We start from the raw sequence: 16,526 nt of genomic DNA, 5'->3' as shown, positions 1-16,526 counted from the left end.
GCTTCCCTGCGGGGCTTGACGAGACCCGGTGGTTTATTCGAAGTTATTCTTAAAGATCACATCCAACACCCGAAACACCCCAATGGTGCCGGTGTCTTCATAACTCACCAACAACAAGTCGGTGCCGCTGCCATTGTTGGCGCCGGCAATGAACAACAAACCTTCAGGTGCCACATCGCCATCGCTGGCGGGGTGGTAACTTTCAAATTCGGCCAAAGCCGGCTCTGAAATGTCATAAACCATGACCCCACCGACCCGTTCCAAACCAATGAAGGCGATGTGTTTTTGACCCACTTGGGCGGTGGTGATGCCTTCGGGCTCGGCGCCTTTGTTGTCGCTGCGCTCATCGAAGTCACTGGGTGACGAATTGTTGGCATTGAACAGTTCGGGCGTTAATTCGGCAATCTTGAAGGCAATTTCACTGCCCGAATCAAACACCTGGGCACCGGTACTGCCATCCCAAATGGAAAAAGAACGGCCCCCATAGACAAACAATTCGGTGAAACCTGATGGCGAACCACCCAAGTTGGTTTGGGCATCCAGTCGCCCCAGCTGCTCATCCAATTGCAGGGTGGCGGCATTGGGGAAAGCGGTGGGGTCCAACAACAAATTGCCGATGCGGTCGTCTTCATCCCGGGCATCACCCTCGTTGGCAGTCAAGTAGTAATCGCTGCCGCCCACATTCACCGCCGCAATGGCATCGGGCATGTAAATGCCTTTGACTGGCCAGTTGTTGATGTTGATCGCCCCGGTACCACCCGGTCCATCGCGGTCACTGGGGTCCAGTTCATTACCCACCAAACTGTGGTCTTTGAAGCCCAAGGCCAGGATGCTGGAAATGGCCGGGGTGGTCAGATCAAGCACCGCCACCGCGTTGTTTTCTTGCAAGGTGACAAAAGCCTGACTGCCGTCTTCACTGATGGCGATGTATTCGGGTTCCAGATCTTCGGCCACCGCTTGACCCGGGGCAATGATCACCGCAGACGGCAATTCACCATGACGTGGCTGGCCCACATTGAAAGCGGTGAAGTCCAGGGTGTTGACCGTGGCCGCAGCCACGCCACTGCTCAAGTCGATCAAGCTGACCGAACCCAGTGGGTTGATGCCACCATCCGGTTCACCCTCATTGGCCACCAGCAGTTGATTGCCATCAGGGGTGAAGGTCAACATGTCAGGCAAGGCACCGACGGTTAAGCTTCTGAGGTGGTTGCCTGAGGTGTCAAAAAATTCCACGGTGCCGGCATCGGTCACGGTGTTGGCTTCCACCGCCACGGCCACCACGCCGTTGTGACTGGCGATGCTGTTGGGACCGGCGCCAAAAGAAGACAGGTCAATGCCGGTGCCGGTGCTGGCCTGGGTCGGATCGGTGAAGTCAAAAATGCTGAATGAAGCAAAGCCGGAATTGATCACAAACAGTTGCTGACTGCCGGGATCGTAACTGATGATTTCGGCCGAGCCTTCACCCAAACCGGTGCTCAGTGTGTTGATTTTTTCCAAAGTCACTTGGGCCTGGCCGATGCCGCTATAAGCCAACAAAGCGCCCAATTGGCAGGTGGTTCGAAAGTTGAATTTCATGGGGTCCTCTGATTCACAAAGCGCGGCTGGCGCCGCGGTTAAAAAGCCCACAGCTTACCCAGCCAAAATGAGGATTCGGTTGCGATTGGATGACAATCTGGTGACTTGAACCAGGGCCCCACAGCACCCACGAAAACGTCTCAACCAAGCCGAATGGATCAGCGGTTCATTGCAATTGAATGGCCATTTCACCGATCACCAATGGCAGTTGGGTTGGCATCACAGCAACCACCAATTTGAGCAGGTGGGGCGCAATTTTTTCTTGCATGAAGCGACCTTGGCGGCAGTGGAGTCCGGTGCCTTTGACTTACAAGCATCCCCGGCCAGCCAAGCCGGTGTGCTCGATGCATTGCGGGTCACGGCATACCGCGAATCGCGGCATGACCAACAGTCTTTGTACGGTCAATACACCCATCAAGGCATGACCCTGTCCGGTGGTAATTTGACCCTGACGGCCAAAGCCGAATACCGGCAAGAGAAGTACCACGATGTGCATGACCCCTTGAGTTTGGCGGGACAGCTCAACGGTGGCTTTGATGCCGTTCGCAACCGCCATGGCAAGCAATCCATCGCCGATCTGTCCTTGCTGATGCAAGCCCCCATTCACACCCAGCTGACATTGGATGCGGGTATCCGTTACAGTGACAGCAATCGGTTCAAAGCTGCCCATGCGGGCCATTTGAGCATGACCTACCAACCTTGGGATTCGCTGCAAATTCATGCCGCCTACAGCCACGATTTCAATCGACCGTCCTTGTACCAAAGCCCCAGCAATGACGACATCACCACCGAAGACATCATCTATCCACCCATTTGTTTGGGGGCGCCACAACCCATGGACTGTTACTTGCGTGATGTGACTGTCATTGACCGTTTCAATGCCTCATTGAAAGCCGAACAAGCAGACCAGTGGAGGTTGTCAATAAACTATCAACCCACCAATCAATCCCTTATACAGGTCAGTTATGTGGACAGCCGCATTGAAGACGTCATTCGCGACATACCGGCATCCTATGTGGTATTTGCCAACGATGTACCCGACATCATCATACCCTCTGGCATGGGATGTGCTGATGGGGTTTGTGTGGTGGGTTTTGGCAATGTGGGACAACTAGACCACCAGAGTGTGTTGTTGGCAATGGGATTTCAAGCCGATGTATTTGGCGGCACTTATGCGACCAACTGGCAGTCAGTGCATGTGCTGGAAGACCGCTATGTGGGCCTGTTACCACTGAGTTCTGAAAATCCCCGTTATTACCCAGAGCCTATCCAAGACAGCGGCAATCGGGTGGGCGGCCTGAATCAGCCCAAACACCGGTTGCAATGGCGTCACAGCTTCGGTAAGAACAACTGGCAACTGCATCACCAGATCAACCTGGTTGGTCAACAAGACCAACTGGCCTATGTGGTCACCAGCCGCACCCCAACCTGGGTCACCCATGACGTGCAATTCAACCACCACAACGCCTGGCAAGGTCAGCTCACCTTAGGCATTCAAAACCTGTTGGCCAAAGCACCACCATTGGGTCAAGAACGGTTCACTGCTGAGCGCTATCAAACAGAGTTGTACAACCCCTTTGGCCGCATTGTGTATGCCCGGTACACGCAAGAATTTTAATGGGCCCAAATTTGTTTTTTTTGGGCCCATTTCTGCTCATATGAAAGCAGATGATGGCTTATCATGGCGTCATCCCATTAATGACAATTAGAAAACAATATGGAACGAGAGAAACAGTTCAACAAACCGAGTGTGCTGCTGGCGTTGGCCCTGACCGCCGCTGGCTTATTGCCTGCAACCGATGCCGACTCAACCACAGTGCAATCACGCCTGACAACCACCGCTGCAGACCCTGCCAGCAACGTTCAGATTTACACCCGCGAAGACATCCTGTTGAGCGGCGCCAGTCATGCGGCCGACTTCATTCGCCATTTGCCCAGCAATTCATTCGGCTCTTACCGACCGAAAACGGGATCCACCGCGCAAGCTGATGCCGCCGTGTCGTTGCGGGGCAGCGGGGCAGGCCTGACCTTGGTGCTGGTCGATGGTCGGCGTTTACCCAAATCCCCGCATGCGCCAGCTTGGCAAAACTTGAACCTGCTGCCCTTGGGTGCCATTGAGCGGATTGAAGTGATGACCGAAGGGGGCTCGGCCTTGTACGGTGCCGATGCCGTCGGTGGGGTGATCAATGTGGTGACCCGCGACGATTTTGAAGGGGCTGAATTGATGCTGGGCACGGCCGATGTTGGTTACCCCAGGGCCGGTGGCGAACGCGAAGAAGGCTCCTTGGTGTTCGGTGCCCGTTCGGACCGCTCCCGTGTTTTGGCTGGGGTGTCATGGAATGACCGGGAATTGATCGCGGAAAATGATTTGCCTAATGATGTGTCCAGCGCTTCGGTGTTTGGCAACAGCTTCACCACCCTGAGCTTTGGGGCCGATGAATTCAATTGGACCTCGTTTAACACCGGATGTGACAACCTGGGTCCCGGTTTTTCCTTGGTTCCCAACAGCTCATCATTGAATGGCAGCCGTTGTGCTTTCGACCCATCCATCATCGCCTCAGATGAACCGGCTTTGGAGAACCGGTCCCTGTATGTCAAAGCCACCCACCAAATCAATGACACCTGGCAGCTGTGGGCCACCAGTGCATTCAGTCAGGCCGAATCGTTTGGACTGTTGGCACCCGTTCCTGACTCATCATTTTTCTTCAGCCCCCTGCCAGCTGACAGCCCCAACAACCCCACCAATCCCAACAGCCCATTGTTCGATGCCAGTTTGGGTTTGGACCCACAGCCCGTGAATTGGTGGCATCGTTTTGCTGCCTTGGGTAACAGAGAATACAACGTGACCCATCAATTGCTCGATTTTCAGGTCGGTAGCCGGGCCGAATTGTCAGGGGCAGACCTTGAAGTGGGATTTCGTCACAGCGACAACCGGGCCAGTGATGTGAGCCGAAACTTTTTACTGCGCGATGTGGCAGAAGCCTACATCGCCGACGGCACCTATGATCTGGGTAACCCATTCAATAACCCAGAGAACGTGTTAAACGCCATGAAAGTGACGCTGTTTCGAGAAGCCAAATACGATCAGGACGAGTGGTTTGGCACCCTGCATTTTGGCCCTTCAGAGTGGTTCGGCAAACCCTTGAACCTGGTGGTTGGCGCCGCTCACATGGAAACGGAATATTATGATCAATATGACCCACAATCGACTGCCGGACTGGTGGGCGGTACGGTCGGGCGGTCGGCCGGTGGCGATCGCAACACCACCAGTCTGTTTTTCAAAGCCGGCATGGCCATCCATGAGCAGCTGACATTCAACCTGGCTGCCCGATATGACGATTATTCGGATGTGGGCAGTGAGGTCTCAAGCAAATTCACTGCCGTGTGGCAACCACAGTCCGGTTTGACGGTGCGCGGAACCTACAGCCAGGATCACAGCACGCCAGACTTGCGCAGATTCAACTCAACACCAGAACCCCCAGAAATTTCCATCATTGATCCCTTCGATCCCGTATCCATCAGCGAGGTCAACCCGTCCCTGCAATCTGAACAAATCGAACAATTCAACATCGATATCAGCTACGAATTTTCTGACCATTGGCAGTTGGGCTTGGGTTTTTGGGACCTGGCATTGAAGGATCGCATCCGCAACTTTGGCACAACCGGATTGATCTCCTTGATTGAAAACAACCGCCCCATTCCTCGGGGCTTAGGCTGTGAGCCGGATGGCCAAGGAGGCTACAGCCAATGTGCGGTGGGCTATGGCAATGGCGGTTCATTGGACCTGTCCGGACTGACCCTGGATGTCCAAGCTGAATATGAAGTTTTTGGTGGTCAATTCAACAGCCAATTACAGGCCATGTATTTGGATGAATACCGCTTTGACGGTTCCGGTAACGCCATGCGTGGCCGCGGAACCCCCAGAGTCCGAAGCCAGTTGAACAACCGTTTTGCCATCGGTGATTGGGTCTTCGCTTACCACATCAATCACATCGCTGGTGATGGTGACAATGATGACTTTTTCTATGCACCCAGCTGGACCAGCCACGACGTACAAATCAATTACCACACCCCATGGCAAGGCGTGTTCACTGTGGGGGCACGAAACCTGGGTGAAGAATTGCCTCGATTCTCCTCGCAAATCAACCCCAGCTCCAACGACGAGTTCAACAGCTTTTTGTTTGATACCTATGGCCGCAACGTCTATGCCCGTTACACACAAACATTCTGATGTTTTGGCGTTGACCGCCGCTGGCTTCAGCTGCGGTCAATGATGGCTTGGATGTTGGCTTCGGCATCATTGAAGTCGGGGTCGATGCGGTTGGCGATCCAACCATGATACAGGTCGGTGTCTTGCCGGATTCGGTCGATGGTTAACAGGCTGTGGTTGATGCAACCCAAGCCAATGCGGGCCACCATCACCACCGGCAAATTCATGGCTTTGACCAGATCAACCAACATCAGTTCTTCATTCAAGGGCACACACCAACCACCCACGCCCTCGACCAATACCCGGTCATAATTGGCCAACAACTGCCGGAAGTGAGTCAAACAGGCATCCATAGCAAAAGCACCGTCAACATCGGCGATGTGCGGTGAGGCCGGTGCTTCGAAGGTGTAAGGGTTGATCTCAGCCAGGGGCTGTTTTGTCACGGCATGCAAAGCCAATGCGTCTTCGCTGACCAGCTGACCGTGTTGCCAAATGGCTCCAGAGGCCACGGGTTTGTAGGCCGCTACTTTGAGCCCTTGTTGTTGCCAGGCCTTGAGGATCTGACAAGACACGAACGTCTTACCGGCATCGGTGTCGGTGGCGGTGATGAAACAACTGGGCAAGTCTTGATGGCGGGTGATCTGCATGCGGTTTTATGCGTTGAGCAACAACACCAACTGTTCATATTGGGCCAGCGAAATGGTTTCGGCCCGTTGTCCCGGATCAATGCCCACCTGTGCCAGTTGTTCGTTGCTGACCCCTTTTTTCAGGTTGTTGCGGATGGTTTTGCGGCGCATGGCAAAGGCCTGTTTGACCAATTGTTCTAAGGCCGGCAGGGGCAAGTCAGTGGGCTTGGTCTTGGGCGTCAGCAGCAAGATTTGCGAGTCGACCTTGGGTTGTGGGATGAAGGCGGTGGGCGGGATGTCCAAGTGCGCCGAACAATCAAAGCGGTGTTGCAGCATCACCGACAAGCGGCCGAAGGTTTTGTCTCCCGGCTCGGCACAAACGCGTTGCACCACTTCTTTTTGTAACATGAACACCGCTGAATGGATGTGGGCGGCTTGATACAACAAGCGAATCAACAAGGGCGATGAAATGTTGTAAGGCAAATTGCCGACCACTTTGACTGGCTCCCCAGACAACACCAACTGCAAGGCATCCATGTGATCAATCTGTACGTTGTCAGCTGTGGCGTAACGCTGCTGCAGCTGAGGAATCAAGTCACGGTCCAACTCAATCAAGCGCAATTGCGCGCCACTGGCCTGCAAATGATCGGTGATGGCGCCTTGGCCCGGACCAATTTCGATGATCGACTCGCCGGCTTGTGGGTGAATCAACTGAATGATGCCATGAATCACTGCCTGGTCTTGCAGGAAGTTTTGGCCCAGAGACTTCTTGGCTTTCATGCCGCGGTCCGGGCCACACAAGATCGGGCCAAGTCGATGGCGGCTTGCAGGCTGCCGGCATCGGCCAAACCCCGGCCGGCGATGTCCAAGGCGGTGCCATGATCGACACTGGTGCGGATGATGGGCAAGCCCAAGGTGATGTTCACCGACCGGCCGAAGCCGGCATATTTCAAAGGGGCCAAACCCTGATCATGGTACATCGCCAATATGGCGTCGTGGTGTTTGACCTGTTTGGGTGTGAACAAGGTGTCAGCCGGTATCGGGCCCACCAGGTCCATACCGGTTTGGCGCAAGGCGTCCAAGGTGGGGATGATGGTGTCCAGCTCTTCGCGGCCCAAGTGGCCGCCTTCACCGGCATGCGGGTTGAGACCACAGACCCCTATTTTTGGCTGTTTAAGGCCAAATTTTCGCCCCATGTCTTGGTGCAAAATCTGAATCACTTGGCTCAATTCAGCGGCCGTGATCTGGGCCGACACGTCCTTCAATGGCAGGTGGGTGGTGACCAAAGCCACGCGCATCACTTCATTGAGCAACATCATCACCACCTTGGGGGTGTCGGTCAATGCAGCCAGGTATTCGGTGTGTCCTGAAAAGGGGATGCCGGCTTCATTGATGATGCCTTTGTGAATGGGCCCGGTGACCATGGCGGCAAAACGCCCGCTTTGACAGCCGTCGGCCGCCACCCGAATGGTTTCTAACACGTACTCGGCATTGCGCTGGTCCAATTGACCCGGTACGGGTCGGGTGGCCATGGGCACATGCTCAACATTCACCTCGGCGACATCGGGCAAGGCGTCGCGGATCCAGTTGGCATCTCCCACCAACACGCAATCATCCAAGGCCCGCTGCATGGCCAGTTGTGCCACCAGCTCGACCCCGATGCCGGCGGGTTCACCCAGGGTGATGGCGATCATCTGGCGTCTCTGAACCGCAGGGATTAAATTCTGATTTCAACAAAAGCTTCGCCGCGGATTTCCCGAATCCACGATTCGATCAGCTCTTGCACTTTGCGCGCGCGGATGGCGTTGGAGGCCTGGGCCCGTTGAAACTCTTCGGTGACATCGGCTTCCTTCTTACCCATGAACTTGATGATGTGCCAACCGGCTTCGGTTTGGAAGGGTTCGGACACCTCATTGACATCCAGGGACTGGATCACTTCACCGATGCGTTGGCCATACTGGTTGATTTGAAACCAACCCAAATCCCCACCCAAGGGAGCCGATGAATGGTCATCAGAATGCTCTTCGGCCAGTTGCGAAAAGTCATCACCGGCCATGATTTTGTCATACAGGTCATTGGCCACATTCATGCCTTCGCGCGGCGCCATCACTTCATTGGTTTCCACCATGATGTGCAGCGCATTGTATTGATCAACGGTTTTGGTGGTCTCGCTTTTCTTGTCCAACAGTTTGATGATGTGAAACCCGCTGGGTGAACGGATCGGGCGGGTCACTTCACCGGCGCTCATCAATTTCACCTGCTCGGCGAACAACGGTGGCAACTGATTCACAGGGCGCCAACCCAGGCGACCGCCTTCCAGGGCTTTCTGACCATCGGAGTACTTGGTGGCCAAGACCGCAAAGTTCTCGCCGTTCTGGATTTTTTCAAACAGCTCTTCGGCTTCGGTGCGGGCCGCTTCGGTGGCGGCGGCATCGTTCTCAGCACTGGTGGCTATCAACAGATGCTGGATGTCGACTTCACCCTGATCCAGTTCATTGTCGGCCAAGAACAAATCGATTTCATGATCGGAAATTTTCACGCTGGAATTGGCATAGGCATAGCGCACGCGTTCAGCCTGCATGTCGCGCTTCATGTCGCGACGAAAATCGGCAAAACTGAAGCCATCTTGTTCGATGGTTCGTTGCATTTGTGCCAAAGTCATGCCGTTTTGTGAGGCGATGTTACTCAAAGCCGCATCCACTTCGGCATCGGCCACCCGAATGCCGACCAATTCGGCGCGGTTGATTTGGATTTCCTGCACGATCAACCGTTCCAGCACCTGTGAATTGAGGATGTCAGCCGGTGGCACTTGGTTGCCACTGGCTTCGATTTGGCGCTTGATGGAAGCCACCGCACGGTCCAATTCAGAACGCATGATGACGTTGTCATCGACCACCGCCACGATTTCATCCAGCAACTGTTGTGCTGGTGCCACTGCGGTGATGAATAAAAATATGAATGATGTCATTTTTTTCATGATTAAAAGACCTCTTGGTATCCTGCTATGGTTTGTTTCAGTATGCGTCTTGGGTTGCGGCCCAGCGAGCCCAAGCCATTGAATTGTATTTCCAGATAGATGCCGTTGTTGGATTGACCGGATTCATCGGTCAAATAATGTCGGCCCATCACCCGAAAGGCCCAACAGCAGTTTTTGCGCTCATAACCAAACAGCGCTTCAATCGTTTTGTGATCGCGGGTGGAATAATTCCATCGCGCAATCAGGCGGTGTTGGTCTTTGATGGGGATCACAAATGAGGTGTCAAACTGTTCCAACTGATTGCGTCGAAACCGATAGGCAAAGTTGAGCACACTGTTGTTGGCCCCTTTGCGTTGCACCCGCAACAAGCCCCGTTCAATCTCTTCGGCCGACTGGTCATAATGCAAACTCAATCCAGCATTCCAATACCGCGTCAAAAAGTGATTGTATTCGATGATCAATGGAGATTTCGTTAAATCCTCAGGCTGATTGATGATTTGCACCAGCTGATCATCGAAATATTTGATTTGACCGATGGTGGCGTTCCAAAGTTCACTGCCATCGGCTGCAAAGCTGCGGTGGGTGATGGCAGCGGCCACTTGATTCATGTCTGATTGTCGGTCGGCACCGGAAAAGCGATTGGTTTGGAACAACAAGGAAGAACCAAAGGTCAGTTCACGGCTGTCGAAGATGGGCATGTCGGTTTGATCCCGCTCTGGCGCATAGACATAGAACAACCGAGGCTCCAATGACTTGAACCCGCCTGACGGCATGGCTTTCTCAAAGCTCATGCCCAGATCCACCGAGGCAATGGGTAGGTTGCGCGACAAGTCCTCGCGGTCGTCATCAAACTGGTAATGGGTGCTGCGGTACTGCAGCTTGGGTTTGATGTAGCCCCAGGCATTGGACCATTGTTTCTCAATCCAAGGCGTGATGTCACTGCGCCACGCACCCACCGAGTCTTCCCGGTAAAAATTCACCAGCTCGGTGCGCACCCCGTAGTTGAGTTGTTGTTGGTAATTGTAATCAAACCAAGAGTATGAGATCTCTGGTAAGGTTTGGTAGGGTTCATTGCTGGCGGTGATGTTTTGGCTCAACACCTGATAGTCATTGATGCCGGCAAAAAAGCGCCAGTTCAAACCGTCTCCACGGACGTTGATGGCACTGCGCAGATAGGGTGTGGAGGCGATGTATGAGCTGTTGGAAAAATCCTCGTAGTACTGCGAATCGGTGACGTGGTTGAGGTCACTGCTGAACAACCAGCGATCGGCAAAGCGGGTTTGGTGGCGGTAATCAATCAAGCCACGATCGCGGTCTCTGCGGTCATCATTGGGCAAATACGTGCCTTCAAAAGTGCCGCGTGAACGGGCCGACAAATAGCGAAACTCCGCGCCCAACATGACGCCGTGCTGTTGCAGGAAACGCGGCACCAAGGTGGCATCCACCTGGGGCGAGATGTTGATGTAGTACGGCAACGACAAATCCAAGCCGGTGTTGTCTGAGTATGAAATGCCGGGCACCAACAGGCCAGTGCGGCGGTCATTGTTCAACGGCAGTTTGGCCCATGGCAGGTACAGAATCGGCACGTCTTTGAAACGCAAGCTGACGCCACGGAACGTGCCCATGCCAGCTTGGTGGTCCAGGTCAGCCGATTTGGCCACAATTTCCCAGTCCCGCTGTTCAGGAGAACAGGTGGAAAAGGTCAAGCGGTTCAATTGTGATTGGTCGTCATTGAGCTGCATGCGGTCTGCTTGCCCATTGAAGTCGGAGTCCATTAAAAAGAAATTGACCCCGCCCAAATCAGCAGTGCGTTGCACTGAATCAAAGTGGATGTTGTCGGCACTGATGCGTTGTGTGCTGTTTTGCAGCAACACCCCGCCCTCACTGTCAAACACCTGTTGTTGTTGAAAGTAATGCAAGCGTGGCGTCATCAAACGGAGGTCGTCTTGCATGATGCACACATCACCATCCAACAAAAACTCACCTTCGCCCAAGCGCGCCGAACGTTTGGCCAACAAGCCAATTTTACCTGGTGTCACCGTTTGACTGACACAATGGCGTTGTTCCGGGGTCAACAACACATCGACGGCCGGACATGAGGCCACCTGTGCATCGGCCACAACGCAAAACTGTAAACTGAAAATGACGCCGGTCAGCGCCTGCAATGAACGATTCTTCAAACTAGTACCAAGGCAATTGTAAACTTTTATAATATGTGTTTTACATTCTCAATCGCCTATTTTAATATGGTTACAGGCAAATGTCCCCCACGGATATTTATTATTTATACAGTGACCACTGATTGTGACAACAGCCAGCTTTCGGTCACCTCAAACAGAGAGAGTTTTTAATCATGGCAGGAAAATTTTGCATTACAAGAGGTAAAGACGGTAAAGATTATTTTGTGTTGAAAGCAGGCAATGGTGAAGTGATTTTACAATCACAAGGCTACAGCTCGGCTTCTGGTTGCGAAAATGGCATTGAGTCAGTCCGGGCCAACGCCGGTGACGAATCCAAATTTGAATGCCGCGAAGCCAAAGACGGTCGCACCTACTTCGTCCTGAAAGCCAACAACGGCCAGGAAATCGGTCGCTCGCAAATGTACAAGACCGACAGCGGTTGTAAGAATGGCATGGCCTCCGTGGCCAAAAACGCCGCCGATGCCGCGGTGGTCGATGAAAGATAAGCATTGATTCCATTTTGAGACTATCAGAAAAGGCACTTTTTCGTTAAAGTGTCTTTTTTTGTCCAAGCAATTCACCGAGAACACCATGCCCTGGTATGACGACAACCACATGTGGGAAATTTTTTACCCCTGCATGTTCGACGAAGACAGCTTCACCCTGGCCAATCAACAATGCCAACAAATCCTGCAATTGGTGGCACAGCCGGTGGCATCGGTGCTGGACTTGGCTTGCGGTCCCGGACGCCATGTGTTGGGCTTTGCCCGCCAAGGACTGACGGTCACCGGGGTTGATTTGAGCGGATTTCTGCTGAACCAGGCCGCCAATTTGATCGACCAACAAGGCTTGGATGCCAGCCTGGTGCAAGCCGATCTGCTGGCTTTTCAGCCGCAGGACTCGTTCGACCTGATCACCAATCTGTTCACTTCATTCGGTTATTATCCCAAACCAGCAGACAACCAACAGGTGCTGAACAACGCCCACCGATGGCTGAACCCCGGTGGCACCTTGGTGATCGACACCTTTGGCAAAGAACAAGCCGCCCATGCCATCGAACCGGTGCATTGCACCGAGTATGTCAACGGCGACTTGCGTTTTGAGCGGCCAATATTGATCAACGACATGAGCGTCTATGCCAATGAATGGATCCTGGTGCGGGGTGATCAAGCCCACCGCTGGGAATATGAACACTTTGTGTATTCAGCGCATGAATTGACCCAGATGTTACAAACCGCTGGCTTCCAACAGGTCACCATCTTCGGTTCATTGACCGGTGATGACTACGATCTGACCGCCGAGCGCTTGGTGGCGGTGGCCCACAAATAAGCCCCACAAGCAGCTTGCGGGGCTGGTGCCTGGAGGCGGTTGTTTAGCTGGCTTTGTTTTCGTACAGATGCACATCCCGCTGTGGAAATGGGAACGAACAACCACCGGCTTCGATGTTGAGTTTGATTTGTTCCATCAAATCGGCGTGCACCGTCCAATAATCATCGGTGTTGACCCAAGGCCGCACTTTGAAGTTGACGCTGGAATCGGCCAACTCACCCAACTGCACCACCGGTGCCGGATCGGACAGCACCAATTCATGGGCCTTGACGGTGTCTTCCAAAATCTGTTTGGCCTGCTTGATGTCATCGGCATAATCCACCCCAATCACCAAGTCAATCCGGCGCCTGCCTTCAGACGTGTAATTGGTGATCACATCGGCCGTGATTTGACCGTTGGGGATGATCAGCTTTTTGTTGTCAGGGGACAGCAAATACGTACTGAACAATTTGATCTCGGTGACCTTGCCGGAGGTCCCGGCCACGTCCACAAAGTCGCCTTTTTGGAACGGACGGGTGAGCACCAACATCACCCCTGAGGCCAGGTTGGATAAGGAGTCCTTCAAGGCCAAACCAATGGCCAGACCAGCGGCACCCATGACCGCGATCAACGAAGTGGTTTGCACGCCCAATTGACCCAAGGCCATGACGATGACCACCGCCAACAACACGTAATAAATGATGTTTTTGATGAAGTTGACCAGAATCAATTCATTGCCGGTTTTGCTCAGGCCCTTGCCAGTCATGTTGCTGACCAGTTTGGCGATGCGCTTGCCGACCCAAAAGATCAGCAGTGCCAGCAACAAAGACTGGGCCACATCGAGTAACAACTCGGGGTTGGTCATGTATTCTGAGACTTGGTTTTTCAGTTGGGTGATCAGGTTTTCGTTGCCTCCGGCGGCTTCGGCGGCGGCTTGGTCAGTTTGTTGCATGAATGGCTCCCGTAGATATTTAACAGGCACCGATTCTAACAAAGCAAGCAGCCAATGTGGCGTGAATTGTAAGAACGAGAGCAGCGCGGTGGGATCAATCCCGCAAAAAATCCAAGGTATGCTGCAAAGCCTGTTGGTTGCGCAGCAAACCAAAATGATTGCTGTGAATGGTTTGGTGCCGGTCGATCCAGTCGGCCTGGGTTTCATGCAAAGCCACGGTGCCATCACTGGGACCCAGGCGAGGCTCGATAAAGCGGCCCAGACCATAGGGTGAGGTGCCGGCGATCATCAGGGTTTCGCGTTGGTTGACGGCATCGCCCAAACCGACCGTCAACGGTTCGGTGGCGTGGTTCAACAAGCCCTTGTGCCAGCCGATTTGTTTGAGTTTTTTTGCCACTTTCGAGCCTTTGACCGGTGAGCCCAACATCACCAACTTGCCGGCTTTGTGGATTTCTGGCAGGGCCCGCATCGACAACAGGCCACCCATGGAATGGGCCACCAAATGCACGGTGGCCTCTGGGCGTGAATTGACCAAAGCCACCAATTTCATCACCGAGGATTCAAACGGCCGGGCGGTGGTGTGGTAACCGAACAGGTAAACCCGAAACCCGTGGTCTTGCAAAAAACGACGGTAAGTGCGCCAGGCCCAGGGCTTCATGTACAAGCCATGGACCAACACAACGGCGGGCTGCTGATTCTCAGTCATCCGTTTCCGGTGCGATCACCTGGACATGCACTTCGGCCAACTGCGCCGCATCAATCGGCGACGGCGCGGCGGTCAAAGGACAATGCCCGCTGGCCGTTTTCGGGAACGCAATGACTTCACGAATCGATTCTTCGCCGCACAACAAAGCGGCCATGCGGTCGATCCCAAAGGCGATGCCACCATGGGGTGGACAGCCGAATTGCAAAGCTTCCAGCAAGAAACCAAATTTCTCTTGGGCCTGTTGTGCACTGATGCCCAGCAGTTCCAGCACCGTGGATTGCATCTGTTGGTCGTGGATACGGATTGAGCCACCGCCCAATTCCACACCATTCATGACCATGTCATACCCTTTGGACAGGGCCTCACCGGGGTTGTTTTTCAATGCATCGGCGGTGCCAGTGGGGGCGGTGAATGGGTGGTGCAAAGCATCCCAGCGGTCTTCATCGTCGTTGTATTCAAACATCGGGAAATCGACCACCCACAAGGGCTGCCACGTGTCGCTGACTTGACCGATGTCCTGACCCACTTTGAGGCGCAAGGCGCCCATGAATTGGCTGACTTCGTGGTATTTGCCGGCCCCAAAAAACAGCAAGTCGCCGTTTTCAGCTCCGGTGGCCGCCAAAATACCCGACAAGGCATCGTCACTGAGGAACTTCACAATGGGTGATTGCAAGCCCTCTTTCCCGGCTGCTTTGTCATTGACCTTGATCCAGGCCAAGCCTCGAGCACCAAAACGGCGGGCGTATGGCTCGTATTCATCGATTTGCTTGCGGGTGAAGTTGGCCCCGCCTTGGGGCACTTTCAACACCGCCACCCGACCTTGGGGATCGTTGGCTGGGGCCGAGAACACCTTGAAGTCTGAGTCCTTGACCGCTTCGGCCACATCGACCAATTCCAGATCAATCCGCAAATCTGGTTTGTCGGAGCCATAGCGGCGCATGGCTTCGGCATAGGTCATGCGCGGGAAGGGTTGGGCCAGTTCAATGTCCGACACCGCTTTGAAGGTGTCTCGGATCAGATTTTCGGCCATGTTCAACACATCTTCTTGTTCCACAAAGGCCATCTCGATGTCCAGCTGGGTGAACTCCGGTTGGCGGTCGGCGCGCAAATCTTCATCGCGGAAACAGCGGGCAATTTGGTAGTAACGGTCCATGCCAGACATCATCAACAACTGCTTGAACAACTGCGGCGATTGGGGCATGGCATAAAACTGACCGGGATTCATGCGGGAAGGCACCAAAAAGTCACGTGCGCCTTCGGGTGTGGCTTTGGTCAACACCGGGGTTTCAATGTCCAGAAAATCCTGTTGGTGCAGGTGTTGTCTCAGCGCATGAATCAGTTTTGAACGCAAGCGCATGTTGTGTTGCATGTTGTCCCGGCGCAGGTCCAAATAACGGTACTGCAAGCGGATGTTTTCACCGGGGTGTTCATCCAACATGAACGGCAAAGGTTTGGAAGGATTCAACACCTGATACTCATCCACCACCACTTCAATCTGACCGGTGGCCAGCTTGTCATTGTTTTGCCCCTCAGGGCGATTTCTGACCGTGCCGGTGACCCGCAAACAGTATTCATAGCGGGCACTTTCGGCGATGGCAAAAGCGGTCTCATTGTCTGGCTCGACCACCACCTGTAACAGGCCCGTGTGATCCCTGAGATCAATGAAAATAACCCCGCCGTGGTCGCGGCGGTTGCCGACCCAGCCGCAGACTTCAACTTGTTGATCCAGGTATTTTTCCGTGACCTGACCACAAAACTCGTTGCGCATGATGTTCAAACCTTCAAGATTCGTTAAAAAAGCAGGCAATTTTACCTTAACCCACACTTCAGATAACACCCATTTATGGCGATAAATGGCCAAAACAGGCGATTTAAAAGTGATCTGCTTCACAATTCTTGGGTTTTTGGGTTAAGCTCATATTCAAACCACATGACTACACTGTAGGTTCGAAAAAATAAAACCGCGTGGGTCGGTGTGGGATAACATTATGT

13 protein-coding genes are annotated in these 16,526 nt (G+C 53.6%); 4 read left to right on the top strand and 9 right to left on the bottom strand.

Going from position 1 to position 16,526, the window contains the following annotated elements:
* Positions 1-33: 33 nt before the first annotated feature.
* Positions 34-1,575: a choice-of-anchor I family protein gene (locus K7G70_RS02310; protein WP_223786978.1), complete on the bottom strand. Its 1,542-nt coding sequence runs from the start codon at positions 1,573-1,575 to the stop codon at positions 34-36.
* Between the two features lie 169 nt (positions 1,576-1,744).
* On the opposite strand from K7G70_RS02310, the gene K7G70_RS02305 reads away from it, so the two are divergent.
* A complete protein-coding gene (locus tag K7G70_RS02305; RefSeq protein WP_223786977.1) occupies positions 1,745-3,193 on the top strand; it encodes a TonB-dependent receptor domain-containing protein in 1,449 nt (482 codons plus the stop codon).
* Positions 3,194-3,292: 99 nt separating this feature from the next.
* The gene (locus tag K7G70_RS02300; protein ID WP_223786976.1) at positions 3,293-5,806 is read left to right on the top strand and encodes a TonB-dependent receptor plug domain-containing protein; all 2,514 of its coding nucleotides are present in this window, start codon (positions 3,293-3,295) and stop codon (positions 5,804-5,806) included.
* Between the two features lie 26 nt (positions 5,807-5,832).
* On the opposite strand, the gene bioD is transcribed toward K7G70_RS02300, so the two are convergent.
* The 5 genes from bioD to K7G70_RS02275 are packed head-to-tail and all read right to left on the bottom strand — an operon-like array spanning position 5,833 to position 11,568.
* Positions 5,833-6,432, bottom strand: coding sequence for a dethiobiotin synthase (gene bioD / locus K7G70_RS02295; protein WP_223786975.1), 600 nt, complete (start codon positions 6,430-6,432; stop codon positions 5,833-5,835).
* A 6-nt stretch (positions 6,433-6,438) separates the two neighbouring features.
* Positions 6,439-7,191, bottom strand: coding sequence for a 16S rRNA (adenine(1518)-N(6)/adenine(1519)-N(6))-dimethyltransferase RsmA (rsmA, locus tag K7G70_RS02290; protein WP_223786974.1), 753 nt, complete (start codon positions 7,189-7,191; stop codon positions 6,439-6,441).
* On the bottom strand, positions 7,188-8,105 hold the full coding sequence (gene pdxA / locus K7G70_RS02285; RefSeq protein ID WP_223786973.1) for a 4-hydroxythreonine-4-phosphate dehydrogenase PdxA: 918 nt from the start codon (positions 8,103-8,105) through the stop codon (positions 7,188-7,190). Before pdxA ends, rsmA begins: the two co-directional genes overlap by 4 nt.
* A gap of 23 nt (positions 8,106-8,128) precedes the next feature.
* Entirely contained in the window at positions 8,129-9,388 is a 1,260-nt protein-coding gene (locus K7G70_RS02280) for a peptidylprolyl isomerase (protein ID WP_223786972.1), read from the bottom strand.
* A gap of 2 nt (positions 9,389-9,390) precedes the next feature.
* The gene (locus tag K7G70_RS02275; RefSeq protein WP_223786971.1) at positions 9,391-11,568 is read right to left on the bottom strand and encodes an LPS-assembly protein LptD; all 2,178 of its coding nucleotides are present in this window, start codon (positions 11,566-11,568) and stop codon (positions 9,391-9,393) included.
* A 173-nt stretch (positions 11,569-11,741) separates the two neighbouring features.
* Here K7G70_RS02275 and K7G70_RS02270 point away from each other — a divergent pair, with 173 nt between their 5' ends.
* On the top strand, positions 11,742-12,074 hold the full coding sequence (locus K7G70_RS02270) for a YegP family protein (RefSeq protein WP_223786970.1): 333 nt from the start codon (positions 11,742-11,744) through the stop codon (positions 12,072-12,074).
* 58 nt (positions 12,075-12,132) lie between these two features.
* Positions 12,133-12,897, top strand: a complete 765-nt coding sequence (locus tag K7G70_RS02265) for a class I SAM-dependent methyltransferase (protein WP_223786969.1) — start codon at positions 12,133-12,135, stop codon at positions 12,895-12,897.
* A gap of 43 nt (positions 12,898-12,940) precedes the next feature.
* Here K7G70_RS02265 and K7G70_RS02260 read toward each other — a convergent pair whose 3' ends face one another.
* The 3 genes from K7G70_RS02260 to aspS all read right to left on the bottom strand — a co-directional run bounded on the left by K7G70_RS02260 (position 12,941) and on the right by aspS (position 16,302).
* Positions 12,941-13,828, bottom strand: a complete 888-nt coding sequence (locus tag K7G70_RS02260) for a mechanosensitive ion channel family protein (protein WP_223786968.1) — start codon at positions 13,826-13,828, stop codon at positions 12,941-12,943.
* Positions 13,829-13,922: 94 nt separating this feature from the next.
* A complete protein-coding gene (locus K7G70_RS02255; RefSeq protein WP_223786967.1) occupies positions 13,923-14,534 on the bottom strand; it encodes an esterase/lipase family protein in 612 nt (203 codons plus the stop codon).
* A complete protein-coding gene (aspS, locus tag K7G70_RS02250; RefSeq protein ID WP_223787007.1) occupies positions 14,527-16,302 on the bottom strand; it encodes an aspartate--tRNA ligase in 1,776 nt (591 codons plus the stop codon). The genes K7G70_RS02255 and aspS overlap by 8 nt, the downstream gene beginning before the upstream one ends.
* Between the last annotated feature and the right edge of the window lie 224 nt (positions 16,303-16,526).

Origin of the sequence: Marinicella meishanensis (assembly GCF_019931145.1) — a bacterium.
Taxonomy (GTDB): Bacteria; Pseudomonadota; Gammaproteobacteria; order Xanthomonadales; family Marinicellaceae; genus Marinicella; species Marinicella meishanensis.
Note: the sequence above shows the minus strand (reverse complement) of the source record. Positions and strands in the feature narration are given on the sequence as shown.